Below are 24,869 nucleotides of genomic sequence, written 5' to 3' on the forward strand. Positions count from 1 at the left end.
CGATACAATCGGGATATTTAGCTCCACGTTTTTGCTAAAGCGCGTTTTTATGTCGACTTGTTTAGGCAAAATTTCGGAGTACTGCGGGACGAGCAAAACGTCGTCAAAGGTGAGAGCCTTCGTAACTATCTTCATGCGTTTATCCTTTTATAGAGTTTTCTAAACTAAGCGCGCCTTCTAGCAGCGTTTTTTCGTCCCACGCCTTTGCGATGAGCTGGGCTGAGACGTTTAGGCCGTCAGCGTCCTTGGCTACCGGAACCGAGATGGCAGGCAGGCCGGCTAAATTTACGCTGATCGTATAGATGTCTGATAGATAGGAATCTAGCGGGTTTTTTAGCTCGCCGAATTTATACGCCGTGCTAGGGGCGACAGGCATCAAAATGAGGTCGCATTCGCTCAAAATTCGCTCATACTTGGCTTTAGTGTAAGCGCGAGCTTTTTGCGCTTTGATGTAGTATGCGTCGTAGTAGCCGCTGCTAAGTACGAAAGTGCCGAGTAAAATTCGTTTTTTTACCTCTTCTCCGAACCCTTCCGAGCGCGAGTTGATGTAGAGTTCTTTTAAATTTTTAGCCTCGGCTCTGCGTCCGTATCTTATACCGTCGAAGCGGCTAAGATTCGCGCTGGCTTCGGCCGTGGCGATGATGTAGTAGGTAGCGATGTCGCATTTTGAGTTTTCTAAATTTTTATAGATTATCTTGTGACCTGCGGCTTTTAAAATTTCGACCGCTTTTAAAAGCGCTTTTTTGGTCTCTTCCGAGGCTTCGTTTATGTAGTTTTCGATGACGCAGATCGTGAGTTTTTTATCCGCGTTTAGCTTGTCTGCTACGCTTTCAAATTTTATATCCGCGCTCGTGCTGTCTTTGTCGTCGTGCCCTGCGATGATGTCGTACAGGATCGCGGCGTCCTCGACGTTTTGCGTTATCGGGCCGATTTGATCGAGCGAGCTGGAGTAGGCGCCAAGACCGTAGCGGCTAACGCGTCCGTAGGTGGGCTTTAGCCCGACGCACCCACAAAATGCCGCAGGCTGGCGTATCGAGCCGCCCGTATCGCTTCCTAGAGCAGCCACCGCTAGTCCTGCACCGACCGCGGCAGCAGAGCCGCCCGAGCTACCGCCTGCGACTCTTTCGCGGTTTAGCGGATTTAGCGTTTTGCCGTAGTAGCTGTTTTCGGTCGTATTACCCATGGCGAATTCGTCCATATTCGTACGGCCAAAAGGCGCTAAGCCCGCCGCTAGCAGCTTTTCTATAACCGTCGCGTTATAAGGCGCGATGTAGCCTTGTAAAATTTTAGACGCGCTCGTTACGCTCCAGCCTTTTACCTGGATGTTGTCTTTTATAGCGATCGGTACGCCCGCACCCAGTTTATCAAGCGGCAAATTTGCCAACTGCTCGACATAGGCGCCAAGCTCTCTATCTGCGAAAATTTTCTTTTCCAGCTCGTTTCTAAGCTCGGCTATTTCGTCGGCGCTTAGCTTTAGAGCTTGCTTTAAAGTTATCATTTTTTATCCTTAAATTTTATTACCGCTACGATACCTGCGGCTGTGACCGCGAGGATGGCCGCGATGGTCGCCGCGACAAACCAAGCGGAGATAGGCTCAGACATTTTTTAGTACCTTTTCGCATCTCGGGCATGTTTCGCCGTCGTGCTTAGCGGTAAATTTCCAACATCTCGGGCACTTGTGACGCGTCGATAAAACGAGTTTAAATTTATCGTTACCGACGTCAAATTCGGCTAGACTGTCGCTACTGTCTAGGCTCTGGACGTCGCTAACCATATACCAGTCGCTTATCTCGTTTATGTCTTCGCTTAGGATCAAATTTGAGCTGGTTTGTAGCACGAGCTCGAGGGTTGATTTTATCTTTTTATCTTTTTTGAGCACGTCGATTAGTTCGAAAAATTTCTCGCGGCTAGCGACTAGCAGCTCGTCGTCTACATTAAACTCAAACTCTAGCGGCGCATACTCTAGATCAAAGGCGTCAGTAGCGCCATTTTTGATGATCTCAGGCGCATAATCCATCACCTCGTCCGCGGTGTACGTTAGCGTCGGAGCGATGAGCGGTATGAGCGCTCTGGTGATTAGCGCCATCGCGCTTTGAGCCGAGCGGCGAGTGTCGCTGTCTTTAGCGTCGCAGTATAGGCGGTCTTTGCAGATATCAAGATATATGCCGCTTAAATCCGCGCTTAGGAAGTTCATCAGCAGGCTAAAGCCCTTTGAAAAGTCGTAGTTTCTAAACGCGGCTTCGGCCTCGTCGAATGCCTTTTTCGCGCGGCTTAGTATCCAGCGGTCTAGGATGTTGAAATTTGAGGTTTCGATATCCTCTAAATCGTTTACGTTGGCTAGCAGAAATCTTATCGTATTGCGTATTTTTCGGTATTGCTCGCTTACTTGCTTCAGGATGTTTTCGCTGATTTTTAGGTCGCTGGAGTAGTCGCTAAGCGCAACCCAAAGGCGTAAAATTTCCACGCCGTATGTTTTAGCGACATCCGCCGGAGCTACGACGTTGCCCTTGCTTTTGCTCATCTTTTGACCGTTTTCGTCGACGGTAAAGCCGTGCGTGAGCACGCTTCTATACGGCGCTCTTCCTTGCGCGGCGCAGCTTAGCAGTAGCGAGCTTTGGAACCAACCCCTGTGCTGATCGCTACCCTCTAGATACATATCCGCAGGATAGCTGCCTGCATCGTAGTCGCCGCTTTTTAGCACCGCAGCCCACGTCGAGCCGCTGTCAAACCAGACGTCTAGGATGTCCATCACTTTTTCTAAATTTTGTGGATCGTATTTGCAGTTTGCCGGCAAGAGATCTTTTATCTCGCTATCCCACCACGCGTCCGCGCCTTTTTGCTCAAATATCGCCGCGATGTTATCTAAAATTTCATCGTCAAATATCGGCTCTTTTGTATCCTTGCGTCTAAAAAACGCTATCGGCACGCCCCAGTCGCGTTGGCGCGAGATACACCAGTCGGGACGATTTTCTATCATCGAGCCTATCCTTTTTACGCCGCTTGCAGGGTAAAATTTGACGTTTTCAAGCTCTTTTAGCGCGACTTCTCGTAGCGTTTTGCCCTCGATTTTAGGCTCGTCCATCGCGATAAACCATTGCTTGGTAGCGCGGTAGATAACAGGCTTGTGCGTCCTCCAGCAAAATGGATATGAGTGGACGAATTTGCTAACTTTTAGTAAATTTGAGCCTAGAAGCTCTAAAATTTTCTCGTTTGCTTTAAAGATATGCATGCCGATTAGTTCGTCCGCTACGCCGTCTGGAAATAACTTTTTGGCCTTTAGCGTTTCGTCGTATAGGCCGCCTTCATCGACGGGCATGATGACTTCGATGCCGTATTTTAGGCTCACGTGGTAGTCGTCCTCGCCGTGCCCTGGAGCTGTGTGAACTAGTCCCGTACCGCCATCCATCGTGACGTGATCGCCTAGGATAAATAGCGATTTTCTACCGTTTAGCGGATTAACCGCGTGCAGGTTTTCAAGCTCGGCGGAGGCGAATTCTTTTAAAATTTCGCCCTTAGTTAGCCCTTCTTTTTCCAGCTCGCTTAGCATCTCTTTGGCAAATATCAAATTTTCAGCCGTCAAAACGTAAATTTCATTTGGATTTAGCGAGATGGCTTGGTTTGCCGGCAGCGTCCAAGGCGTAGTCGTCCAGATAACCGCGCGGGCGTCTTTCGCGCCTATTTTTGCAGCTGCTTCTTCGCCTAGTTTAAACGCGACGTAGATGCTGTAGTCCTCTTTGTCCTCGTACTCGACCTCGGCCTCGGCTAGAGCGCTTCTAGCCGCCCAGCTCCAGTATACCGGCTTGCTTCGCTCAATCAAAAGTCCGCGTTTGGCAACTTTGCAAAGCGTTTTGTAAATTTCGGCTTCAAATTTAAATTTCATCGTTAGATACGGGTCGTCCCAGTCGCTGGCGACGCCTAGCTGTTTAAAGCTCTCCTTTTGCACCTCGATAAACTCTCTGGCGTGCTCGCGGCAAAGCTCGCGGATTTGCGTTTTGCTGAGACTTTTTTTCTTATCGCCCAGTTTTACCTCGACTTGCTGCTCGATCGGTAGTCCGTGGCAGTCCCATCCGGGCGTAAATCTCACGTTTTCGCCGAAGAAATAGTGCGTTTTTAAGATGATGTCTTTTAGGGTTTTGTTTAGCGCATGTCCGATGTGGATGTTACCGTTGGCGTAGGGAGGGCCGTCGTGCAGAGTGAAGCTTTTAGCGGCTTTTTGCCTTTTTGCTTTCATTTTTTCGTAGATTTTTCTATCGTCAAACCACGATTTTAAGCGTTTGGGTTCGTTTTCCGGCAGGTTGCCGCGCATGGGAAATTCGGTATTTGGAAGCAATAATGTATCTTTGTAATCCATAGGTTCGCCTTGAAGTAAAAAATTGGTAGATTTTATCCAAACGGCGATTAAATGCTACTGAAAAAACGCTATTTTAAGCTAAATTTATGTAAGATGTTTTCGGCTTTTAAAGGAGAAAACAGTGAAAAACGCACTACTGATCATCGGCGAAGATATCGGCGTAAACGCGCCTTTTTTGGATTATATTTTTTGCGCTTACAAGCGGCATTTCGGCGAGCTTGGCGAGTTTAGATTCGTTAGTCGCAGCGACAAGGAACTGCCGTTTATCATCGAGCATCTTTGCGCGCGTTCGGACAGTCTTTGTATCTACGCGTCGAGTCAAAACTGCTCCGTCGCGGCTAAAATTTTAGCTACGTTAAGCGGCGATATTTTGGAGCTAAAATCCCCGCAAATGCTAGCTCCGAGTAGGGCTGAAAAATTTAGCGACGACGGCTTTTTGATCAAACTAAATCAAACTTACGTAAATTTACTAAAGGCCGACGCGAACCAAAAACTGCCTGCCATAGATATCAAAACGCAGCGAGATTTCGGCTACTTTCACCTGGTCGATATCGACGAGGAAAGCGCGAAAATCCTGCTCGAACCGCTGGCAAAAACGTATGAAGTGCAGATTTATTCGTCTCAAATTTTGTCGAATTTATCGCTAATCAGAGTGGAAGCGAACAAATTTGGTCAAACGAGCGGCTTTATAAACGGCGCGAAAAATCTCTTTTCGGGCAAATTTTTTGAGGGCGAGGATGTTTTCCGTCACGTCGCGAGCACGCTTACGGCAAGCGGACTAAAGCTTACATTTGCCGAGTCTTGCACGGCTGGGCTTGCCGCGGCGAAATTCGGCGCCTTTGCCGGAGTTTCGGCGGCGTTTAACGGCTCGCTAGTGACCTACGCAAACGAGATGAAACGCGACTGGCTGGGTGTTAGCGATGAAATTTTACAAACCTACGGCGCGGTGAGCGAGCAGTGCGTGATGGCGATGCTAAAAGGCGCGCTAAAGGCGAGCGAATCGGACTTTTCGCTAGCTATCAGCGGGATTGCGGGGCCTGACGGCGGTAGCGAGGCAAAGCCGGTGGGGACGGTATTTGTGGGAGCCTACGCCAAAGACGGCGAGTGTATCATCGAGAGGTTAAATTTAAACGGCGACCGCAACTATATAAGAGAGCAAAGCGCGCTGGCGGCGTATGTTTGCTTGCTAAAGCTAAAGCCTAGGCTATTTTTGGCGTAAATTTGGTCAAATTTGGTGAAATTTACGCTCGCTAAAATTTAAAGCGATACGCTTTTGTTTTATTAAATTTTGTAAGAAACGGTGACGGTTTTTGCGTTAAGTACGGCGGTGAATTTAAATTTACCGCCGTCTTACGCGCGAGTGGAGCAAAAATCAGCTCCGCCAAGCTTAAAATTTAGCGCAAATTTAAGCCTGACGGATGAAATTTATAAAGCAAAATCGCGGACTATTTTTGATACGGCACGGTTTCGTAGCCTTGATTTATGAGGCTGCCCATGCCGCCGTCAAGATTTATTATATTTAGTTCCGGCGAATCTATCATCGCCGCCGCCGCAGCGCTTCTGCGTCCGCTTCTGCATATGAGCGCGACCGGTTTTTTTAGATCGACATTGGCTTTTAACTCGTTCAAAAAACCCTCTTTATCGGTTGCGTTAAAAGTGATAGTCTTTGCGCCCTTTATTACGCCCGTTTCCATCCATTCAGCAGGCGTTCTTATATCAACGATCTGCTCGTAGTTTTTGATCGCCTCGGGACTAACTTGCACCGTAGAAATTTCCGCAAAAGCCATCGCAGCAGCCGCTCCTAAAAGTAAAATTTTTCTCATTTTCTCTCCTTAAATTTGACGGCGTGAATATTAGCACTCAATTTTAAATATTTTGTCATTCTAAAATCACTCCAGCATAAATTTTTCTTTTTTAATAATTAATATTTTCATAGGACAAACGCTATAATCGCAAATCCATATCAATACAAAGGATAAAAATGAAAAAAGTTTTTTCGCGCTTAGCTTGCTTTCAAGCTTTTTGTTTGCCGCGGAGGTAAATATTCTGCGCGCCACTACGACGCCGACAGCGAGCTTTATAAGCTTTTTGAGCAAAAGACGGGTATCAAGGTAAACGCCACGCAAGCAAAAGCGGGCGAGCTAATCAAAAAGCTTGAAGTAGAAGGGGATAGCTCCGCGGCGGATATCTTTATCACCGCAGACGCGGGGAATTTCTACACCGCAAAGACTAAAGGCGTGTTGAAAGCTGTCAAATCTGAAGCTCTGGAAAAAATCGTACCGGAGCAGTATAGAGATAACGACGGTCAGTGGTTTGCTATCTCAAAACGCGCTAGAGTCATTGTTTACGACAAAAGAGACTTTGATCCTAAAGGCATCAAGGACTACGAAGATCTAGTAAAGCCTGAGCTAAAAGGCAAACTGTTAATCAGAAGCGCGACGGCTCCGTATAGCAAGTCGCTGCTAGCGGCTATCATCGAGGCTGACGGCAAAGACGCGGCTACTAAATGGGCGGAAGGCACACTAAAAAATCTAGCCCGCGATCCAAAAGGCGGCGATAGGGATCAGGCTAAGGCTATCTACGCAGGCGAGGGCGACGTAGCAGTGATGAACACCTACTACATAGGCCTCATGCTAACCTCTCCGAAAGCCGAAGACGTCGAGGCTGCGAAAAATTTGGGCATAATTTTCCCAAATCAGGACAACCGCGGTACGCACGTAAACATCAGCGGTATCGCGCTAACCAAAGCTGCTAAAAATAAAGAAAATGCAGTTAAATTTATGGAGTTTATGGTGAGCCCTGAGGCGCAAAAGATACTTGCGGGGATAAATTTCGAGTACCCGATCAACGCAGAGGTCGAGCCTAGCGACATCGTAAAAGGCTTTGGTAAATTTAAAGAAGACTCGACTCCGCTTTATAAAAGCGTGCAAAACACGAACGAGGCTATTAAAATTTACGACGTAGCCGGCTGGAAATAATGAAAGTAAAATTCGGGGCGATTTTTATCGCCCTTATCGTTTTGATCCCCATTTTTAGCATATTTTTCGAGATCGCTTTGGGCGACTACTCCTTGCTCGAGCACTTTTTTAAGTATCTTTTTGTGAGGTATATCCAAGGTACTTTTGCCGTCGCGGCGGGCGTTTTAGCGCTTAGTCTGATTATCGCCGTGGTTTCGGCGTGGCTGGTGGCGAACTACCGCTTCGCGCTATCAAATTTCTTTGAATATGCCCTCATCCTTCCGTTTGCGATCCCTGCTTATATATTTAGCTTTTGCTACGTCGGGATTATGGATTACGGCGGATATTTTCATCAAATTTTCGGCTTTAGGCTAGAGTTTATGAATATCTACGGAGCTATTTTCGTGCTGTCGTTGTCGCTTTATCCATACATCTACATGTTTGCCAAAACCTCGTTTAAAACGCAGTCCGCAGCTATTTACGACGTTTGTAAAATTTACAAGCTCCCCGGCCTTGCCGTGTTTTTTAGGGTCGCGATATTTCTCTCGCGTCCGGCGATCGTGGGCGGAGCGATGCTGGTGCTCATGGAGACGCTTAGCGACTACGGCACGGCGACTTATTACGGCGTAGAGACTTTTAGCGCGGGCATTTTTAAGCTATGGTTTGACATGGGCGACTCGTACTCCGCGTCCGTGCTAGCGGGGCTTTTGATGATGTTCGTGTTTGTTTTGATGATATTTGAGCACGTTAATAAAAACTCTAAAAAATATAGCTTCTCCACGCACGACACATCCAAATTTACGCAAAAAAAGGAGCTTGGCAAATTCGGCTCGGCAGCGGCGTTTTTGTGGTGTGCGAGCGTGTTTTGCCTTTCCTTTTACCTGGCTTTTGTACTGGAGTATCCACGAGCTAGATAGTTTTAAATTTGAGTTTGTACAGATGGCGGCAAATTCGCTTCTGATGGCTGCAGGCGCGGCGATACTCATCACGGCAGTGAGTTTTTTCCTTGTTTTTGCGACGAGACTTATAAAAAATAAAGCGCTAAACGCCTTTTTGCTAAAATCCGTCTCGCTAGGCTACGCGCTACCGGGCGCTAGTATCGGGCTTTGCGTGATGATAGTTTTTGGTTACGTTGACCGAAATTTCGGCACTCATCTGCTTTCATCGAGCTTTGTAGTGCTGATTTTTGGCTACGTCGTGCGCTTTTTGGCGACCTCGATCTATGCCGTCGAGAGCGGATATGCCAAGATCCCGGCAAATATCGACGACGCCGCGCTTTTGCTAAACGGCTCGCGGTTAAATTTGTTTTTCAAAGTGCATTTTCCGCTGCTTCGCCACTTTTTCTTTCTCTCGCTCATCGTCGTTTTTATCGACATCATTAAGGAACTGCCGCTTAGTCTAATTTTGCGGCCTTTGGGCTTTGAGACGCTTAGTATCAGGGCGTTTTTTTACGCGGCTGACGAGAGGCTTTATGCTGCGGCTCTGCCGTCGTTTCTCATCGTTTCGATGTCGCTAGTCGCCGTCCTTTGGCTCGAGATAATCTCCAGAAAAAAACAAGAAAGATAAAAATATGGCTGAAATTTTAAAAATCGTAAATTTAAACAAGAAATTTGGAAATTTAGAGGTTTTAAAGGATGTAAATTTAAGCCTTAATGAGGGCGAAATTTTAAGCGTGCTAGGCGATAGCGGCTGCGGCAAAAGCACGCTTTTGCGTATTATCGCGGGCCTTGAGACGCCAAGCGGCGGGCAAATTTGCGTCAAAGATGGCTGCGGTACCGCGATGATGTTTCAGAGCTACGCGCTTTTTCCGCATTTAAGCGTTTGTAAAAACGTAGAATTTGCGCTGTGGCGACTACCTAGCGCCGAGCGAGCCAAAAGAAGCGTGCAGCTGCTGGAGAAATTTAAAATCTCCGAGCTAAAAGACAAAACTCCCGATCAAATTTCGGGCGGTCAAGCACAAAGGACGGCCTTTGCCAGAGCCGTAGCAAACCGCGAAAAGCTGCTTTTGCTCGACGAACCTTTCGCTAATCTCGATCGCAACCTAAAAAGCGCGCTAAGAGGCGAGCTAAAACAGATGATAAAGGAAAACGGCATCAGCGCGGTCATGGTATCGCACGACAAAGAGGATGCCTTTTTGCTAAGCGACAAAATCGCGCTGATAAAAGGCGGTAAGGTTTTGGCTTTCGGCGCGCCCAGGGAGCTATATTTTCAGCCTGCATCCTACGAAATCGCCTGCTTTTTGGGCGATATGAACCTAGTTAGCCCGCAGGATGCGCAAAGCCTGCCGGCCGAATTTAAAACGTGGCTGGAGCAAAGAAACTTTATGTTTCGCCCGGAGCTAATCATAAGCGGCGAAAAATACGAAGCAGAGGTAATAGAAGCCAAGTTTTTAGGCGCATTTTACGAGCTAAATTTGGACTTTTGCGGGGTCAAATTTAAAGCCGTCGTTAGCTCAAATTTGCAGATTTGCGATAAATTTAAATTTGACCTGGCTTAAATTTGGACGGGCTTAGTATAGTCGCGCAATTTTTTAACGTCTAAAATTGCCTGAAACGCAAATTTGACGAATTTGGCTTAGTCTTGATTGCGGTTTTCGACGTAATCCACTCTCGACCAGGCAAGCACATAGATAAACCCTAACGCCAGGTAGATGCCAAGTACCGCAAGCTCGATAGGGTAGGGATCGCGCAGGGCTTTGGTTAGTAAAAGCTTTAGCGCCGCAGCGATAAAAGTGCCGATCACGCAAAGCACTGCATAGCCTGAAAATAGGGCGTTATGCGTGACGGCGCCGAGTTTTAAATTTACCTTTATCCAAAGCAAAAACGCAAGCACCGCCGTGGCGCAAATGACGAAAAATAGGACCTTGTGTGTGCTAGCGGGAGCGTAGTTCGCGCTAAAGCTTAGCAAAATCATCGCGCTACTGACGGCGATAAAAATGCGGTAAAGCTTAAGCACTCCTCCGCCTGCGAGTTTGTTTACCTTTGATATCGCGCCGTAAAGGCATATAACGGAGACGAACAACATCGCTACGCGCGCGCTCGTTGCGATATCAAAGAGGCTTTTTGGTAAAACCATCTCTTGCGAGAGCAAATTTAAAATAACCAAAATCCCGGACGTCATACCCAGCGCCCTTGCTGTACTTATGCGTCTTATAAAGTTTTCTTGCACACTTTGCCTTTTATTAACTTAATAAAAATTTTACACAAACAAGCTTAAAATTTTTATTAAATTTGGCTCAAGCAAACGGGTAAAAATCGCGGCGTAAAAATATAAAAAAGCGAAGTTGCGAGCAGGGAAAAGTATTGTTTGTGTAAAATTTTAGCATGTGAAAAGAAAAATGATTTTGAGACCGTGAACGGGAAAATAGAATTTGTGCTAGGTAAATTTAGGCGGCTTATGCAGAGTTTATTAAGTATCGCAAAGCTCGCAAACCGCGTAAACAGCGATATAAATTTAAAATCGGCAAATTTCACTCCATGTAAATTTCAAAAATACATAAAATTTTACACACAGTGCAAATTCCGCCGATTAAAAGCCCAAAGATTATCTCACCTGCGCGCTGAAAATTTGCGTGATGCTGCTTATCTGCTCGCCATCTATGTCAAATTCCGCCGTTTTCATCCGCACGCGGTAGAGCGCGTTTAAATTTTCCTCGTTTAAAACCTCGGCGCTGAGCCCGTAAACGTAGCTAAGATCGTCTTTTAAGATGAGCGTCCGGTCCGCCGCCGCAAGGGCATGGTTTGGCTGATGCGTGGTAAAAACGATGCCGGCGCTACTTTTTTGCTTCAAATTTACGATGAGGCTTAGCACGCGGTCTTGGTTTTTGATATCAAGCGCGCTGGCAGGCTCGTCCAAAAACAGAATTTCGCTTTTGCTCGCGATCGCTCTGGCAAAGAGCACGAGTTGCTTTTGACCGCCTGAAAGCGAGTCGAAGCGCTTGTTTTTCAGGTGCGAAATTTCAAGGCTCTCAAGCGCGTTTAGGCAGATCTGCACGTCGCGCTTGCTCGGCTTTGAAAATAGCGAAATATCGCGCGCACGCCCCATCGCTACGATGTCTTGCACGCTGTAATCAAACGCCACGCTAAAGCTTTGCGGCAAAAAGCCAAATTTTGCCTGAGTGCAAAGCTGCCCCTCTTTGAGGCCCAAAATTCCCATCATGCACGACATCAGCGTGCTTTTGCCCTGACCGTTTAGCCCTAAAATCGCTAAAATTTGACCGCGCTCAATCTCAAAGCTCAAATTTCTAAAAAGAAATTTGCCCTCTTCGTAGAAAAATCCCGCGTCTTTGATAGATAGCAAACTACCTTCTGTTCGCATCGGCGCTCCTTTTTAAGAGGATGGCGAATATCGGGCTACCGATGAGCGCGGAGATGATGCTAAGCGGCACTTCGCTAGAGCTGATCGAGCGCGATACGTCGTCGATGGCGAGCATAAAAACGGCTCCCGCGACGAAGCAAGCGGGCATGGAGCGCAAGTGGTCGCTGCCAAATATCATCCTAGCGACGTGCGGCACCACCAGGCCGATCCAGCCGATGTTTCCGCTGACGCTGACCTGCGCGGCGACTAGCAGCGTGCAGATGACGAGGATGACCGAGCGCAGCCACACGATGTTTACGCCGAGCACCTTTAGATCGCCGTCTTCGAGGCTGAGTAGGTTAAATCGCCACCGCATCGCGATGAGCGCCGCGACGCAGGGCACCGAAACGGCGGCGAGCATAACGAGCTTGTCGTAGTCTGCGCGCACGAAGCTGCCAAGCAGCCAGTAGATGATGTTTGGCAGCACGTCTTCGTTGTCGGCTAGATACTGCACGAGGCTCGTTAGCGCGGCAAACACGCCGTTTATGACGATGCCAGCTAGGATGAGCGAAAAGACGTCGCTGCGCGAGACGAATTTGGCGATAAAATAGAGCATAAAAAGCGCCGCGAGCCCGAAAAAGAAGGCAAAGCCCACGATAAAGTAGGAGCCAAAGCCTAGCATGATGCAAAGCGCTCCGCCAAATGCCGCCGCGGTGCTCACGCCCACGATGTGCGGGCCTACGAGCGGGTTTTTAAACACCGCCTGAAGCGCGAGGCCGCTAAGCGCCAAGACCCCGCCGCAAAGGCTCGAAAGTAGGGCGCGCGGGATGCGGATATCAAGCACGACGCTTTTTGCCGTTTCATCGGCGGAGGAGCCGAGTAAAATTTTACCCGTCTCCTCTAGGCTCACAGGATACTGCCCGATGCCAAGCGAAACCGCAAACAGCAGAATCCAGAGCAGCAGCAGGGCGGAAAATTTCATTTATAGCTCGTGCGGTAGAATTTTTGATAAAATTCCTCTACTTTTTTGTTAAATTCCGCCTCGTAAAAGTGCTTCGGATAGAGCTTCATCGCTAGCCACCACTTTGACTGCGCTTAAATTTGCAAGCTGCGGGTTGGATTTAAGCTCGGCGGGCACCTGCGGGTAGCGATCCTGTACGAAGATCATCTGCGGCGCCCACGCTAAAACTTGCTCTGCAGATACCTGCTTGTAGCCTTTGATACTCTCTGCTGCGACGTTTTGCGCGCCGGCTCGCATAAACATTATGCCTGTGTATTTACCGCTGCCGTAGGTCGTGAGGTCTGGGTTTGCCATGTAAATTTTAGGCCTTTTATCGACGATGAAGTCGCTAAATTTGGCCTTTAGCTGCTCTTGCGAGGTTTTGACGAAGCTTATTAGTTCGGCGGCTTCCTTCTCGCGGTTTGCGACCTTGCCAAGAAGCTCGATCCCGTCGTAAAAGCCCTCGGTGTAGGCCGCCTCGTCGTCTTTGAAGGTCGGATTTAGCTTGCCCTTATCGGCGGCGTCGCTGCGCTGAAAGCTAACGGCGACGACTGGGATTTTGAGCTCCGTCATTTTGTCGATGTATTCTTGCGGGATGTAGTTCGTGACGATCACGACGCCCGGCTTTAGCAAAGCACCGCCTCGTAGTTGATGACCTTTAGATCGCCCGGTGTCGGCATGTCTTTTAGGCTCGGCGCTAGGCAAATGTAGTTTTTGCCGAGCGACTTCTCCCACGACTCTTGCACGCCGACGACCTTATCTAGCGCGTTTAGCTCATTTAGCGCGTTTAGGCTTTGGTGCTGAAGCACGACTATTCGCTTAACTTCGTCTGGTAGCGTGACGTCGCGGCCTAGCTGATCGGTCACGATCCGATCGGCAAAAAGCGAACTAGCGCACAGCGCAAGGACTAGCGCGAAAGAGTGAAATTTACTCATGTTTTTCCTTAAGTTTTTAAATTATATTTATTTATTGGCTTAAAATTGGTATTTTTAACCCATAAATAAATAGTAGTATATTACAAAAACGGTAATGAATTTATTATAAAATTTGAGAGGTGATACTAGTGTCGTTTTCGACAAAATTTAGCAAAACGGCGAGTATTGCGGCTGTGATAAAATTTGAAGTTTTTAAATTTTAGGGCTGCGCTAGAGCGATATTTTTGATCCTAGCCCAAGCCGCTAGTTCGCAAAGCGGGATCAAGATCGCTATCGTAAGTAACGCATATGGAGATACCAAACCGTTAAGTGACGAAATATCTATAAACTGAAGCGCTATGCCCATAAAAGCCAAACCGGCGCAGAAGTAGAAAAATTTACTCTGCGTATCTTTGCCAAGCAGGTAATACGACGCGCCAAGCATAAGCCAAAAGTAGATAGTTAGAATAGAGTCTATGGTAAGAAATATAGTAAGGGGCGCACCTTGCTTATTTAAAAAATATTTGCGACTGCTTTGATTATAGAATAAGCATTATCTACAAAAGAGCCTCAAATCTGCGCCGCGGCATACTCTACCGCGCTAAAACCGACTTGACTTACCGAATATAATGCCATAGATAGCCATAAAATCGCTAGTAGCGCCGCCGTGACTAGCGCGGAGAAGGTTTTGGTAAAAAGTTTGCTTGCGCAGAGTTTGGAAATTTGTCTAGCGGCAAGAAGCCTAAAAATCATCGACGCAAGAAAGACAAGGCAAATAAAAAATACGGCGGTCAAAAATCCAGCTAGCGAGACGCGGCTGCAAAATTCGCATAAAGCCCAAATGGACATACAGCCGCCTATCAGTAAAATATTAGAAGCTATGCCGTGGAATTTTATCTCGGCCAGGGGTTGCTGATCTATCTTTGCGCCTTTGGATTTTCTTTAAATTTGGTAGTTAGTTTTATTTGCTGATCGGCTATAAAAGGGAGGGCTAAATTTAGCCCTCGATGTAGTTTTTGAGTTTTCTACCGACTTTTGGGTGCTTTAGTTTTTTGATAGCAGAGCTTTCGATCTGGCGGACGCGCTCGCGTGTTACGTTTAGCTCTTTGCCGATCTCTTCTAGCGTGCGGTCGCTCTCGTCGTCGAGCAGACCAAATCTCATCCTGATGACGGCTTTTTCGCGCTCGTTTAGCTGATCCAGGACTTCGTCTATCTGCTCTTTTAGGTCGTTTTTTAGGATGTGATCCATAGGGCTTAGAGAGCTTCTATCCTCGACAAAATCTCCAAATTTGCCGTCTTCTTCGTTTGCGATCGGAGCTTCAAGGCTGATAGGCTCTTTTGTGATCTTGATCACCTGTTTTACCTTATCGACGCTTAGTCCGACCTCTTTTGCGATGACGCTTACGTCAGGCTCTTTTCCCTCTTCTTGGAGGTATTTGCGGTTGATTTTGTTGATACGGTTTATCGTTTCTATCATATGGATAGGTATACGTATAGTACGGGCCTGATCGGCGATAGCACGGCTAATAGCCTGACGTATCCACCACGTCGCATAGGTCGAAAATTTATACCCCTTTTTATATTCAAATTTATCGACCGCTTTCATTAGCCCGATGTTACCCTCTTGAATCAAGTCTAAAAACGGCAAACCGCGGTTCGTGTAGCGCTTGGCGATGCTTACGACTAGGCGTAAATTTGATTTTGCCATCCTGGCTTTTGCTTCGTCGGATATCTTTTTGCCGCGTTTGATCTGCTCTAAAATTTCCTTTAAAAGTATCGGATCGAGGTTAAATCCGCTCTTGCTCGCTTCCTTGGTCGCAAATAGCTTTTTGATCTCCACGTAGGTTGATACCATCGTAGCCTCGGGTACTCGCGCGATTATATCTTCTTTGCTGAGCTTTATGATATCTTTTAGGATGGATTTGTGATTTTTCTTTAGCTCGTCGCTAAACATAGGTAGCTTATACTCGAGTCTTTTTAGCTCTTTGTCAAATTCATCATCGCTCTTTAGCGCAGTTTCCATCGACTTTACGATCTCGGTTATGAGCTTGCTAGTAGGGCCTAGATCCATTAGCTTGTCTTTTAAAATTTTCTTTTTAAACGCAAGCGTTATCTTTGCTAAAAACTCATCATCGGTCTCTACTTCGTTTTGTTTATTTGCAGTTTTTAGCCACTCTTTTTTGGCCTTTTCGAGCGCTTTAAAACTCTCGATTACTTTTTCGGCTCGTTTATCATCTTTTTTATTGTGTTTTTTAGGCTTGGCTTCTTTTTCCTCGCTCTCATCGCCTTCGTCCTCTATCTCTTCGTTTTCTTCCTCTTCTTCGGCTTCTTCGCTACCTTCCTCGCCCTCGTCGTCGAAGCTTCTAAAAAGCTCTTTTACGCGGCGTTCGCGGTTGATGAGCGGTTCTTTGTAGTCAAGGATAAAGTCGATAAGGTATGGCACCGAGCAAAATGCGTCGATGATGATATCTTCGCCAAGTTCGATTTTTTTGCTGATTTCTACTTCTTCTTCTTTGGTTAGTAGCGCGATTTGACCCATTTCGCGCAGATACATACGCACGGGACTGTCCGAGCGCGACCACTCGAGCAGATCGGTTTCGCTGGCGAGGTCAAATTCTTCCTCTAGATTGTCGTCGGCTAGTTTGGCCAGCTCCTCGCGACGCTTTTTAGCATCTTCGATATTGCGCATTTTAGCGATTTCAGCTGAGGTTATGAGCTGGACTTTATTTTCTTTCGCTAGCGACTCTATTTTTTTTGCTATCGCTGCGGTCGGCGCTTTGTCTAGGAATTTAACTAGTTTTTCGTAAGTGATATAGCCTTTGGCATTTTCTTTGAAAAGCTCTTCTATGAGCGACAATGCCTCTTTTTTTGCGGTACTCATTCGGGATTCCTTCTTTTTGTAGAAAACGAGGATTATACCCAAACTTTTTTAAATATTAATAAAAATACGATTATTCGGGCATTTTTACATAGGCTAAATTTGCTGAAAATTTTATTAAATTTAAGTTGGAACGAAAGTTGCTAATGTTGTCAGAAAAATGCGATAAATCGCGTCAAATTTGTAAAAATAAAACAATGAGGCGAAGTATCGTGAGGTGGATTTGAATGTCGTGAAGCCAAAATTTTGCGTAGGCTAGGCGGAGTGGTCTGCCGAGCTAAATTTTAGCCAGCTCCGCAAAAAGCGCTCAAAAGACAAGCCGCCAAATTTTAAAGATCGCGAGGATCGGCGATCTTGCCCATTACCGCACTCGCTGCAGCTACGGCCGAGTTCGCCAGATACACCTCGCTCGTGCGATCTCCCATGCGGCCGACGAAGTTTCTGTTTGTCGTACTCACGCAGCGTTCCCCAACGCCCAAAATCCCCATATATCCGCCCAGGCACGCGCCGCAGGTCGGGTTGCTAACAACCGCGCCAGCCTGGGCAAATATATCCATCAGCCCCTCTTTTTGCGCTTGCAGGGCGATTTTTTGCGTTGCCGGCGTGATGATGAGGCGGGTTTTGCGCGCTACTTTGCGGCCTTTTAGGATTTCAGCCGCGATGCGTAGATCGCTTAGCCTACCGTTCGTGCAGCTGCCGATAAACGCCTGATCGATGGCGATATCGTCTCTCACGGCCTCGCGCACGCTCTTGCCATTGCTAGGCAAAAACGGATAGGCGATCACGGGATCGAGCTTGCTCACGTCGATCTCTAAAATTTGCTCGTAGTTAGCATTCTCGTCGGAGTAGTGCAGCTTCGGCTCGGCGCGTAAATTTTTACCCTTTAAAATCTCTTTCGTGGTTTCATCGACTGCGATGATGCCGCTTTTGCCGCCGGCCTCGATCGCCATGTTGCACATGCTAAAGCGCCCGTCCATATCGAGGCTCTCTATCGTCTCGCCCGTAAACTCCAGCGCCTTATATAGCGCGCCGTCCACGCCGATGCGGCGGATGATCTCTAGGATGAGGTCCTTACCATAAACGTGGCGGTCTAGCTTGCCGCGAAAGATCACTTTGATAGTCGGCGGCACCTTGAACCAGTTTTTGCCCGTTATCATCGCGTAGGCTAGGTCGGTGCTGCCCATACCCGTGGCAAAGGCTCCCAGCGCGCCGTGGGTACAGGTGTGGCTATCGGCGCCGATGATGACGTCGCCCGGCACTATGAGGCCTTTTTCCGGCAAAAGCGCGTGCTCGATGCCCATATCTTTTTCGTCAAAATAGTTTTTTAGATCGTGTTTATAGGCAAAATCGCGGCTGATTTTGGCTTGGTTGGCGCTCAGGATGTCTTTGGCAGGGATGTAGTGGTCCATCACGACGCTAAAGCCGTCTGGGTTAGCTAGCCTTGTCGCGCCGCTTCGCTCAAACTGCTTGATGGAGATAGGAGTCGTGATGTCGTTGCCGATGACCATGTCGATATTGCTTTCTATGATCTCGCCCGCGAAAACCTCGTGCCCTACGTGCTCGCTGAAAATCTTTTCGGTGATGGTTTGCTTTGAGTTTTGCATAAATTTCCTTTTTTGCGGATGCCGCGCGTTTTTAAAATTTAGCGATTTTAGCGAAAAATGGATAAAAAAGAGATTGAGATTAAAATTTGAGCGTTTCAAATACGAATTTGGCTTGGATAAAGTATCATAATACGTCGCGGATTTAAAACAAAATTTGACGCTTTCAGGATGCGGGTTCGGGCGAGCCAAATTTAATTCCAAATTTGAACACAAGAAGCTAAGGTGAAGTATTTTTTCGCTAGACAAGGCGGAATTTAAATTTTAAGCGTAGGCTAGACGAATGGTCTGCCGAGCTTAAAATTTAAATTTCAACGCCGTATAGCGAGAAAAGACAAGCCGCTTAAATTTTAAAATTTAACGCTAGCAGTCAGCATAAACTGCCTCGCATACCCCGGCTGTATTGGTATAATATTAGCCTGCGTACCCGTCGATGAGGACGTATAGTAGAGCTTATCGGTCAAGTTTTTGACGTTAAACGAGAAATTCGTCTCGTAGCCTGCAATCTTAGTGTCATAGCTGATAAATGCGTCGTAAACGACTGCGTCGTCCATCTTAAAGCTCGTTCCCGCAGGCACGGCCGGTAGATTCGTCCTCATATGGTAGGTGTACCATGAGCCAAAATACCTCGCTCCTCCGCCGATCCTTAGGCCTTTTGCGCCTAGGTGGCTAAAGTCGTAGTTGGCAAAGAGGCTGGCTTGGTGCTTAGGTGTGGCTTCTAGCGGTTTGCCCACCAGCACGGCAAACGCGCCGCTATCTTTTCGCACCTCGGTTTTAGTATATGCGTAGCTAGCGCCCACGCTTAGTCCTTGCGTCACGCGGCCGTTAAAGTCAAACTCAAAGCCTCTCGAGCGCGCCTCGCCCACGGGAGTGCTAACGCTATTTACGGTGCGCATGATGTTTTTCTTGTCGATGTTAAAGACCGCCGCGCTAGCCGTTATGCTATCGTTTTGAAATTTGGTTCCCAGCTCTATGCTTTTGCCTTCTTCGGGCTTTATGTCGCCGATGTCGTCGCCGCTGATCGCCATTTGCGGGCTAAAGCTTTGCGCGTAGTTGGCGTAAACCGACCACTCCGGCGTTAGCAGGTATAAAAGCCCCGTCTGCCACGTAAATTTGCCGTCTTGCTGATCGGTGGTGTTTGGTCCGCTAGTCGTGCCGCGCGCGACTTGGTCGTAGTATTCGTATCTGACGCCCAAAGAATAGATCAAATTTTCGGTCAAATTTATACTATCTTGCGCGTAAAATCCGATCGTTCTTAGCTTTTGATACTGGATACCTGACTCCCTTACCGTCGGCAACCCGACTCTGCCGTAGATTGGATTATAGATATTGATGTTTAGGTGGGCGCCCGTGTCTCTTAGGTCGCCCGGTCGGTAGCGGTAGTACTCCTTGGCGTCGATACCGAAGAGCAAGTTATGCTCTATCTCGCCTGTTTGCACGTAACCGTTTAAATTTAACGATCCGGCGTGCGTGCGGTGGATAAATCCGTCATACGCCTCGTTTCGTCTAGCCGCAACGCCGGTGTTTAAATTTACGTTCATTAGCCTGATGTGGCCGTATTCGTGCTTTGAGCGGGAAAATGCATAAGCGCCGCGCAGTAGCCAGTCCTCGCCGATATTTTTTTCAAAATTTACGTCTACGGTGTCGAGTCTGGTTTTTAGTTTATTAAACGGCTCGTCAAGGCGTCTTTTCTTATCTATCGGAAGTAGCTTGCCCGTGCTTGGAATGAGATACATACCGCGGTCGATCGGATCGGTCGAGCGTGTGTGCGTATAGGCTAAATTTATGCGGTAATCATCGCCTTTATACGAGAGCGAAGGCGCAAAGAGGACGTTTTTATATTCGCCAAACTCCCTCCAGTAGTCTTTTTGCATCATATCAAATATAAATCTATACGCAAAGCCGCTATCAGCGATCGGTCCCGTGCTGTCAAAGCCCGCGTTCCAGTAGTTGCGGTTGCCGATACCGGCCCAAATTTCGTTTGAGAAGTCGTATTTTGGCTTTTTAGTGACCATATTTATGATGCCGCCGGGCTCTTGCGCGCCGTAAAGCAGGCTAGCGGGGCCTTTTAGCACCTCGACGCTCTCTACGGTTTTGTTAAAGCTATGCATGACGCTAGCGGGCACGCCGTTTCGCATGATCGAGCCGTCGCGTCCGCCACCAAAGCCTCGCTTAATGATCGAGTCAAAGATACCGCCCGTGGTGTTTCCGTAGCTAACGCCGCTAACGTTTTGAAGGCTCTCGGCTAGAGTTTCGGGTTTTTTATCCTTTAGTTGCTGCTGGGTTACGACATTTACCGTCTGCGGGATCTCTAAAATAGGCGTATTTGTTTTGCCCACTTCGCTGGTTTTCGCGCGGTATCCGTCGTCCGCGCTCTCGCTAATCTCGACGCTTTGCAGTGCTACGTCGGCGGCGAAAATTTGAGTTAAAAGCAGCGACGAGGCTGCTAAACTTAGGCTAAATTTGTTCATTTATTTTTTCTCAGTTTTAAAATGCATTATCATTATATTATTCTTACGCTTAAATTTCGGCCGCATTTTAGGCTATAATCTCGGCTATGAAATACGCAAATTTAAAACAAATACAATCATTTTTGGGCAAATTTAAAAAAATAACCGCAATCAGACGCACGGGCGATATGGCGATATTTATCGAATTCGACGGCGAGCTCGGACTGTTTTTCGACCTTAGCAAAGCCGACTCCGCGATCTATGCAAATCCTGATTTTCTAAACGTCAAAGAGTACAAAGCGCCCTTTGACGTCGCGCTTAAAAAGAGGTTCTGGGCGGCTAAAATTTTAAATTTAAGCGTGCCCGAGGGAAATAGAATTTTAAAGCTGGAGTGTGAATTCCAAGGCTCGTATAAAAGCCTCGCCTCAAGCCTATTTTTGGAGTTTACGGGGCGCTTTACCAACGCGATCATCACGGACGAAAAGGGCGTCATCGTCGAGGCTTTGCGCCATATAGATAATAATTTTCGCGTGATAAAACCGGGGCGCGAACTACTCGAGCTGCCGCCTGCAACGATAAAAGAGCGAGAAACGCCGCCGATAACTGATTTTGCGCAGTATTTTAGCGAGGAATTTAAACGAGTAAATAACGCAAAGCTAGAAAATCTGCGCGCCGTAAAATCGGCCGCGATAGAGCGAAAAATGCAAAATTTAAGCGAAATTTTAGCGGGGCTTGAAAATGAAGCGGATCTAAATGCGCAGAGCGAAATTTTAAGCAGAAATGCGGGGCTGATTCTATCAAATTTGCATGCGTTAAGGGACTACGAGCGCGAGGTAACGCTAAATGATTTTGAGCGAGGCGAGGTGCGGCTAGTGCTGGATGATAGCCCAAAAATCGCTGCAAACACGATGTTTGCCAGGGCAAAAAGGCTAAAGCAAAAGGCGGCCGGGCTGGTTATCGAGCGGCAAAATTTGACCGAAAAACTGGAGTTTTTATCAAATTTAAAAACGCTCGTAAATGAAGCTAAAAGCGCCGAAGAGCTTGAGATCCTAGTGCCTAAAAAAGCCCGCGCCGCAAAGCAAAAAGAGCAAAATCAAAACGTCGAGGATTTTTACGTCGAGGGTTATAAAATCAGCATCGGACGCAACGAAAAGGGCAACGTTTGGCTGCTAAAAAACTCGAAAAAAGACGACGTCTGGATGCACCTAAAAGACCTGCCGTCCGCGCACGTCATAATCAAAACCGCAAAAAGCGCTCCCAGCGAGGAAATTTTGAGATTTGCGGCGAAAATTTGCGTGAATTTTAGCGTCAAAGGCGGCGGGACGTACGAGGTTGATTTTACCAAACGTAACAACGTCAAAATTACGAGCGGCGCAAATGTAAACTATATTAATTTTAAGACGATATTAGTAACAAAGCACGACTAAAACAGGAGGCGAAAATGGCTGTAACACCCCTTGGCAACACGATTTTTATCAATCAAAACGTAAACATGGTCTCAAACAAGGTCGCCGACGTCCAAAATAGATTCGATCTGCAAAATCTCGCCGCCGCATCGCTAGCAAGCGACGAAAAACAAGAGGTCTCCGAAGTGCGCCCGACCGAGGAAACCTACAAAATCGACCCCCAAAACGAGCACGAAAAGCAAAAAGGCAGGCAGGAGCAGGGCGAGCTCGCCTCGGAGCAAAACGGCGAAAACTCTGATGACGACGAAAGCGCCGAGGAGCGCGTCGCGGCTAACGACTTCCCGCAGGCATCGCCCGTATTTCAGCATCTTGATCTTAAAATTTAAGCTTTCTCGTTCAAATTTGGCTGGGCTTTTTGCTGCGCGGCGGTCAAATTTGGCTCGATTTAGATCAAATTTGAGCTTTTATTCGCTAAATTTAATCTGCCTTTTTTAGCGAGAGTAAATTTCAGCATATGTCGTCAAATGTGCGCCAAATTTGCCGCCTCGCTCGGTAAAATTTGACCCAAATCCTTCAAATTTACCGCCCCGTTTTAATTAAAACTAAAATTTAACGCAAATCCGCCAAATTTAACCGTCCGCTAAAGTCCGTAAAGGCAAATTTGCCTCAAATTTCGGCGCTTTTAAGCGAAAATTTTATACAATTATTACTCAAAAAAGGAAAAATCATGAAAACGCGTATAATCACCGGCGTCGCGCTATTTGCGGCGGTTTTGGTCATCTTTTTCGTCGATAGCTATCTGTTAAATTTCGCCATTTTAGGCTTCGTGCTTTATACGGCCTTTAGCGAAGCGCAAAAGCTCTACGGCCTACAGGGCGGCTCCCTTGCTCTCGTGGCGGTTATTTTTTACCTACTCACGCCCTTTTCAAACCCCGTATTTATCGCTATTTTAGCGGTCTTGCTCGTGGTTAGTTTTCTCGCACATTTTAAGAGCGAAAATCTAACGCCCGCGCTGCCGTTTTTGTATCCGATGACGCCGATTTTTCTCATCTGGATGCTTTATTCGCTCTACGGCGTGGGCTACTTGGCGTGGCTGATTTTAACGGTCGTAGCGTGCGATAGCGGGGCGTTTTTCGTCGGCAAATTTTGCGGCAAGCACGCCTTTAGCGAGACTTCGCCTAATAAAACCTGGGAGGGCGTAGTAGGCGGTATCGCCGTGGCTACGGTCTTTGGCGCGGGCTTTGGCTGGGTGCTGACCGATAGCTTTTGGCATAGCCTCATCACGGCGTTTTTGGTTGCGGTTTTTGGCGTTTGGGGCGATCTTTTCGAGAGCTACTTAAAGCGCCGCGCGGGCGTCAAGGATAGCGGCACGCTACTGCCGGGTCACGGCGGGATGCTTGACCGTGTCGATGGCTATCTTTTCGGCGTTGCCGCGATGCTCTGGACGCTATCGTGGTAGTGCTGGGCTCGACGGGCTCGATCGGGACAAATACTTTAAATTTGGCCCGCAAATTCGGCCTTAGTATCGAGGCGATGAGCTGTGCGTCAAACTACGAACTTTTAAACGAGCAAATCGCCGAATTTAAGCCTAAATTCGTCTGTATCGCCGAGCCAAAATTTGCTAAATTCGTAAAGCACAAACGCGTTTTTGCGGGCGCTCAGAGCATCTGCGATATGCTAAAAGAGTGCGAAAGCAAACGCGTCGTAAACTCTCTAGTCGGCTTTGCTGGACTGGCCCCGAGCTTAGCCGCGCAAAAGCTAGGCAAAAAGCTAGCACTTGCCAACAAAGAAAGCCTCGTCGCGGGCGGCAAATTTTTAGACAGAGGCGCGATAAATCCGATAGATAGCGAGCATTTCGGGCTTAAATTCTTGCTCGCAAACAAAACTCCGGTCGCTAGGCTCGTCATCACGGCCTCGGGCGGCGCCTTTTACAAAACCCCGCTAAAATTCCTAAAAGACGCCCGCGCCGCAGACGCGCTAAAGCATCCGAACTGGAGCATGGGCGCAAAGATCACGATCGACAGTGCGACGATGGCGAACAAGCTCTTTGAGGTGCTGGAGGCCTTTTGGCTCTACGGCGTGCGAGATATCGAGGCGCTCATCGAGCGCACTTCCACGGTGCACGCGCTGGTGGAGTTTGCCGACGGCTCGACCACGGCGCATCTATCCAAAACCGATATGATTTTAGCCATCGCGCACGCGATTTTGGGCGAGGACGGAGCGCTAAATTTGAACGCCGCCGATGCGAAAAATGCGCAAATCGTGCCGAATTTGGACCTAAAAACTCTAAAAAACATAAAATTCGGCGAGATAAATTTGAAAAAATATCCTATCTTTTCGCTAAAAGACCAAGCTTTGCAAAACCCCGATCTTGGCGTCGCTATAAACGCTGCAAACGAGGTCGCCGTGTATAAATTTTTGCGCGGCGAGTGCGGATTTTTGGACATCTCGCGAACGGTTTTGGCCGCGGCAAAGAGGTTTGAAAACGAGAAGATAGAGAGCGAGAGCGGGATATTTGAAGTAGATTCAGAAGTGAGAAAGTGGGCGGAAAAGCTACTTAAATAGTGGCTTGTCTTTTTGCTCTATACTTCGTTGGAAACTCGGTCGGCTTCAGTCACGGACGACTAGTCCGCTCCCTTGCCTCCGTCGTTTCCGCCTCGTCTAGAACAAAAATCCTACGCCTTAACTCTTTGCGCTCAAATTTGAAGTCAAATTTACAAATTTATAAATTTAACTCCATCAAAATTTACAAAATTTGCGACGCTTTGCGCAAGCAAAGCTACGTCGCCACCCTTAACTTCGCTTCGCTCGTTACGAGACGGCAACAAGTTGCCCCTACGAAGAAAAAGCGTCGTAGGGGAAGGAGGATTAAAGAGGGAGAGGAGTGACGTCGCGTCTGCTTGCAGTTGCGAGCATGGCGAAGCAAAATTTAATCCCCCACCCCCTTTACAATAAAGTAAAAAACAACCTCAAATGGTTGTTTTTTACGCAAGAAAGCCAAACTCGCAATCCCAAA

At 47.5% G+C, this 24,869-nt stretch carries 20 protein-coding genes and 2 pseudogenes; 8 read left to right on the forward strand and 14 right to left on the reverse strand.

Annotated elements, in window-relative coordinates:
- The 3 genes from Q0200_RS03325 to ileS form a co-directional block, all read right to left on the reverse strand.
- Positions 1-135 (reverse strand): IMP dehydrogenase (locus tag Q0200_RS03325; RefSeq protein ID WP_297937761.1); only part of this gene is annotated, 135 nt, incomplete at its 3' end.
- 4 nt (positions 136-139) lie between these two features.
- Positions 140-1,498, reverse strand: a complete 1,359-nt coding sequence (gene gatA, locus Q0200_RS03330) for an Asp-tRNA(Asn)/Glu-tRNA(Gln) amidotransferase subunit GatA (RefSeq protein ID WP_297937676.1) — start codon at positions 1,496-1,498, stop codon at positions 140-142.
- Between the two features lie 96 nt (positions 1,499-1,594).
- Positions 1,595-4,351, reverse strand: coding sequence for an isoleucine--tRNA ligase (ileS, locus tag Q0200_RS03335; protein ID WP_297937712.1), 2,757 nt, complete (start codon positions 4,349-4,351; stop codon positions 1,595-1,597).
- A 121-nt stretch (positions 4,352-4,472) separates the two neighbouring features.
- Between ileS and Q0200_RS03340 the strand changes: the two genes are divergently transcribed.
- The gene (locus Q0200_RS03340; RefSeq protein ID WP_297937714.1) at positions 4,473-5,570 is read left to right on the forward strand and encodes a CinA family protein; all 1,098 of its coding nucleotides are present in this window, start codon (positions 4,473-4,475) and stop codon (positions 5,568-5,570) included.
- Positions 5,571-5,796: 226 nt separating this feature from the next.
- Here the strand turns inward: Q0200_RS03340 and Q0200_RS03345 are convergent, their stop codons facing one another.
- The gene (locus Q0200_RS03345; RefSeq protein WP_297937716.1) at positions 5,797-6,174 is read right to left on the reverse strand and encodes a rhodanese-like domain-containing protein; all 378 of its coding nucleotides are present in this window, start codon (positions 6,172-6,174) and stop codon (positions 5,797-5,799) included.
- 184 nt (positions 6,175-6,358) lie between these two features.
- Here Q0200_RS03345 and Q0200_RS03350 point away from each other — a divergent pair.
- From Q0200_RS03350 to Q0200_RS03360, 3 genes and pseudogenes are all read left to right on the forward strand, one after another.
- Positions 6,359-7,329, forward strand: a pseudogene (locus Q0200_RS03350) (Fe(3+) ABC transporter substrate-binding protein).
- A pseudogene (locus Q0200_RS03355) lies at positions 7,329-8,874 on the forward strand (iron ABC transporter permease). The pseudogenes Q0200_RS03350 and Q0200_RS03355 overlap by 1 nt, the downstream one beginning before the upstream one ends.
- Before the next feature lie 4 nt (positions 8,875-8,878).
- Positions 8,879-9,805: an ABC transporter ATP-binding protein gene (locus Q0200_RS03360; protein ID WP_297937718.1), complete on the forward strand. Its 927-nt coding sequence runs from the start codon at positions 8,879-8,881 to the stop codon at positions 9,803-9,805.
- A 77-nt stretch (positions 9,806-9,882) separates the two neighbouring features.
- On the opposite strand, the gene Q0200_RS03365 is transcribed toward Q0200_RS03360, so the two are convergent.
- The 10 genes from Q0200_RS03365 to Q0200_RS03410 form a co-directional block, all read right to left on the reverse strand.
- Positions 9,883-10,476, reverse strand: a complete 594-nt coding sequence (locus tag Q0200_RS03365) for a hypothetical protein (RefSeq protein ID WP_297937721.1) — start codon at positions 10,474-10,476, stop codon at positions 9,883-9,885.
- Between the two features lie 375 nt (positions 10,477-10,851).
- Positions 10,852-11,625: an ABC transporter ATP-binding protein gene (locus tag Q0200_RS03370; RefSeq protein WP_297937723.1), complete on the reverse strand. Its 774-nt coding sequence runs from the start codon at positions 11,623-11,625 to the stop codon at positions 10,852-10,854.
- Positions 11,609-12,586, reverse strand: coding sequence for an iron ABC transporter permease (locus Q0200_RS03375; protein WP_297937726.1), 978 nt, complete (start codon positions 12,584-12,586; stop codon positions 11,609-11,611). The genes Q0200_RS03370 and Q0200_RS03375 overlap by 17 nt, the downstream gene beginning before the upstream one ends.
- A gap of 48 nt (positions 12,587-12,634) precedes the next feature.
- The gene (locus Q0200_RS03380; protein WP_297937729.1) at positions 12,635-13,237 is read right to left on the reverse strand and encodes an ABC transporter substrate-binding protein; all 603 of its coding nucleotides are present in this window, start codon (positions 13,235-13,237) and stop codon (positions 12,635-12,637) included.
- Positions 13,231-13,539 carry a hypothetical protein gene (locus Q0200_RS03385; protein ID WP_297937731.1) on the reverse strand — a complete coding sequence of 103 codons (309 nt, stop codon included), beginning with the start codon at positions 13,537-13,539 and terminating at the stop codon, positions 13,231-13,233. The genes Q0200_RS03380 and Q0200_RS03385 overlap by 7 nt, the downstream gene beginning before the upstream one ends.
- A 199-nt stretch (positions 13,540-13,738) precedes the next feature.
- On the reverse strand, positions 13,739-13,963 hold the full coding sequence (locus Q0200_RS03390) for a hypothetical protein (protein WP_297937733.1): 225 nt from the start codon (positions 13,961-13,963) through the stop codon (positions 13,739-13,741).
- 125 nt (positions 13,964-14,088) lie between these two features.
- A complete protein-coding gene (locus Q0200_RS03395) occupies positions 14,089-14,367 on the reverse strand; it encodes a hypothetical protein (protein WP_297937735.1) in 279 nt (92 codons plus the stop codon).
- Positions 14,368-14,515: 148 nt separating this feature from the next.
- Positions 14,516-16,432 (reverse strand): RNA polymerase sigma factor RpoD, encoded by a 1,917-nt coding sequence (rpoD, locus tag Q0200_RS03400; RefSeq protein ID WP_297937764.1) that lies wholly within the window; start codon positions 16,430-16,432, stop codon positions 14,516-14,518.
- A 293-nt stretch (positions 16,433-16,725) separates the two neighbouring features.
- The gene (gene leuC / locus Q0200_RS03405; RefSeq protein ID WP_297937737.1) at positions 16,726-18,000 is read right to left on the reverse strand and encodes a 3-isopropylmalate dehydratase large subunit; all 1,275 of its coding nucleotides are present in this window, start codon (positions 17,998-18,000) and stop codon (positions 16,726-16,728) included.
- Positions 18,001-18,347: 347 nt separating this feature from the next.
- Positions 18,348-20,468, reverse strand: coding sequence for a TonB-dependent receptor (locus tag Q0200_RS03410; protein WP_297937739.1), 2,121 nt, complete (start codon positions 20,466-20,468; stop codon positions 18,348-18,350).
- Positions 20,469-20,554: 86 nt separating this feature from the next.
- Between Q0200_RS03410 and Q0200_RS03415 the strand changes: the two genes are divergently transcribed.
- The 4 genes from Q0200_RS03415 to dxr all read left to right on the forward strand — a co-directional run bounded on the left by Q0200_RS03415 (position 20,555) and on the right by dxr (position 24,418).
- Positions 20,555-21,874: an NFACT RNA binding domain-containing protein gene (locus Q0200_RS03415; protein ID WP_297937741.1), complete on the forward strand. Its 1,320-nt coding sequence runs from the start codon at positions 20,555-20,557 to the stop codon at positions 21,872-21,874.
- 14 nt (positions 21,875-21,888) lie between these two features.
- Complete coding sequence (locus Q0200_RS03420) at positions 21,889-22,239, forward strand: hypothetical protein (RefSeq protein WP_122873155.1); 351 nt, start codon at positions 21,889-21,891, stop codon at positions 22,237-22,239.
- Between the two features lie 341 nt (positions 22,240-22,580).
- Positions 22,581-23,312 (forward strand): phosphatidate cytidylyltransferase, encoded by a 732-nt coding sequence (locus Q0200_RS03425; protein WP_297937744.1) that lies wholly within the window; start codon positions 22,581-22,583, stop codon positions 23,310-23,312.
- Positions 23,306-24,418 carry a 1-deoxy-D-xylulose-5-phosphate reductoisomerase gene (gene dxr, locus Q0200_RS03430; RefSeq protein ID WP_297937747.1) on the forward strand — a complete coding sequence of 371 codons (1,113 nt, stop codon included), beginning with the start codon at positions 23,306-23,308 and terminating at the stop codon, positions 24,416-24,418. Before Q0200_RS03425 ends, dxr begins: the two co-directional genes overlap by 7 nt.
- Positions 24,419-24,869: the final 451 nt, after the last annotated feature.

It is taken from the genome of uncultured Campylobacter sp. (assembly GCF_938045225.1).
GTDB lineage: Bacteria > Campylobacterota > Campylobacteria > Campylobacterales > Campylobacteraceae > Campylobacter_A.

Excerpts from the sequence above, each read along its gene's own strand:
- gatA (WP_297937676.1), bottom strand. The coding sequence starts at position 1,498 with ATGATAACTTTAAAGCAAGCTCTAAAGCTAAGCGCCGACGAAATAGCC.
- Q0200_RS03420 (WP_122873155.1), top strand. The coding sequence starts at position 21,889 with ATGGCTGTAACACCCCTTGGCAACACGATTTTTATCAATCAAAACGTA.
- Q0200_RS03410 (WP_297937739.1), bottom strand. The coding sequence starts at position 20,468 with ATGAACAAATTTAGCCTAAGTTTAGCAGCCTCGTCGCTGCTTTTAACT.
- Q0200_RS03425 (WP_297937744.1), top strand. The coding sequence starts at position 22,581 with ATGAAAACGCGTATAATCACCGGCGTCGCGCTATTTGCGGCGGTTTTG.
- Q0200_RS03375 (WP_297937726.1), bottom strand. The coding sequence starts at position 12,586 with ATGAAATTTTCCGCCCTGCTGCTGCTCTGGATTCTGCTGTTTGCGGTT.
- Q0200_RS03390 (WP_297937733.1), bottom strand. The coding sequence starts at position 13,963 with ATGCTTGGCGCGTCGTATTACCTGCTTGGCAAAGATACGCAGAGTAAA.
- Q0200_RS03395 (WP_297937735.1), bottom strand. The coding sequence starts at position 14,367 with ATGTCCATTTGGGCTTTATGCGAATTTTGCAGCCGCGTCTCGCTAGCT.
- leuC (WP_297937737.1), bottom strand. The coding sequence starts at position 18,000 with ATGCAAAACTCAAAGCAAACCATCACCGAAAAGATTTTCAGCGAGCAC.
- ileS (WP_297937712.1), bottom strand. The coding sequence starts at position 4,351 with ATGGATTACAAAGATACATTATTGCTTCCAAATACCGAATTTCCCATG.
- Q0200_RS03360 (WP_297937718.1), top strand. The coding sequence starts at position 8,879 with ATGGCTGAAATTTTAAAAATCGTAAATTTAAACAAGAAATTTGGAAAT.
- Q0200_RS03370 (WP_297937723.1), bottom strand. The coding sequence starts at position 11,625 with ATGCGAACAGAAGGTAGTTTGCTATCTATCAAAGACGCGGGATTTTTC.
- Q0200_RS03415 (WP_297937741.1), top strand. The coding sequence starts at position 20,555 with ATGAAATACGCAAATTTAAAACAAATACAATCATTTTTGGGCAAATTT.
- Q0200_RS03385 (WP_297937731.1), bottom strand. The coding sequence starts at position 13,539 with ATGAGTAAATTTCACTCTTTCGCGCTAGTCCTTGCGCTGTGCGCTAGT.
- Q0200_RS03345 (WP_297937716.1), bottom strand. The coding sequence starts at position 6,174 with ATGAGAAAAATTTTACTTTTAGGAGCGGCTGCTGCGATGGCTTTTGCG.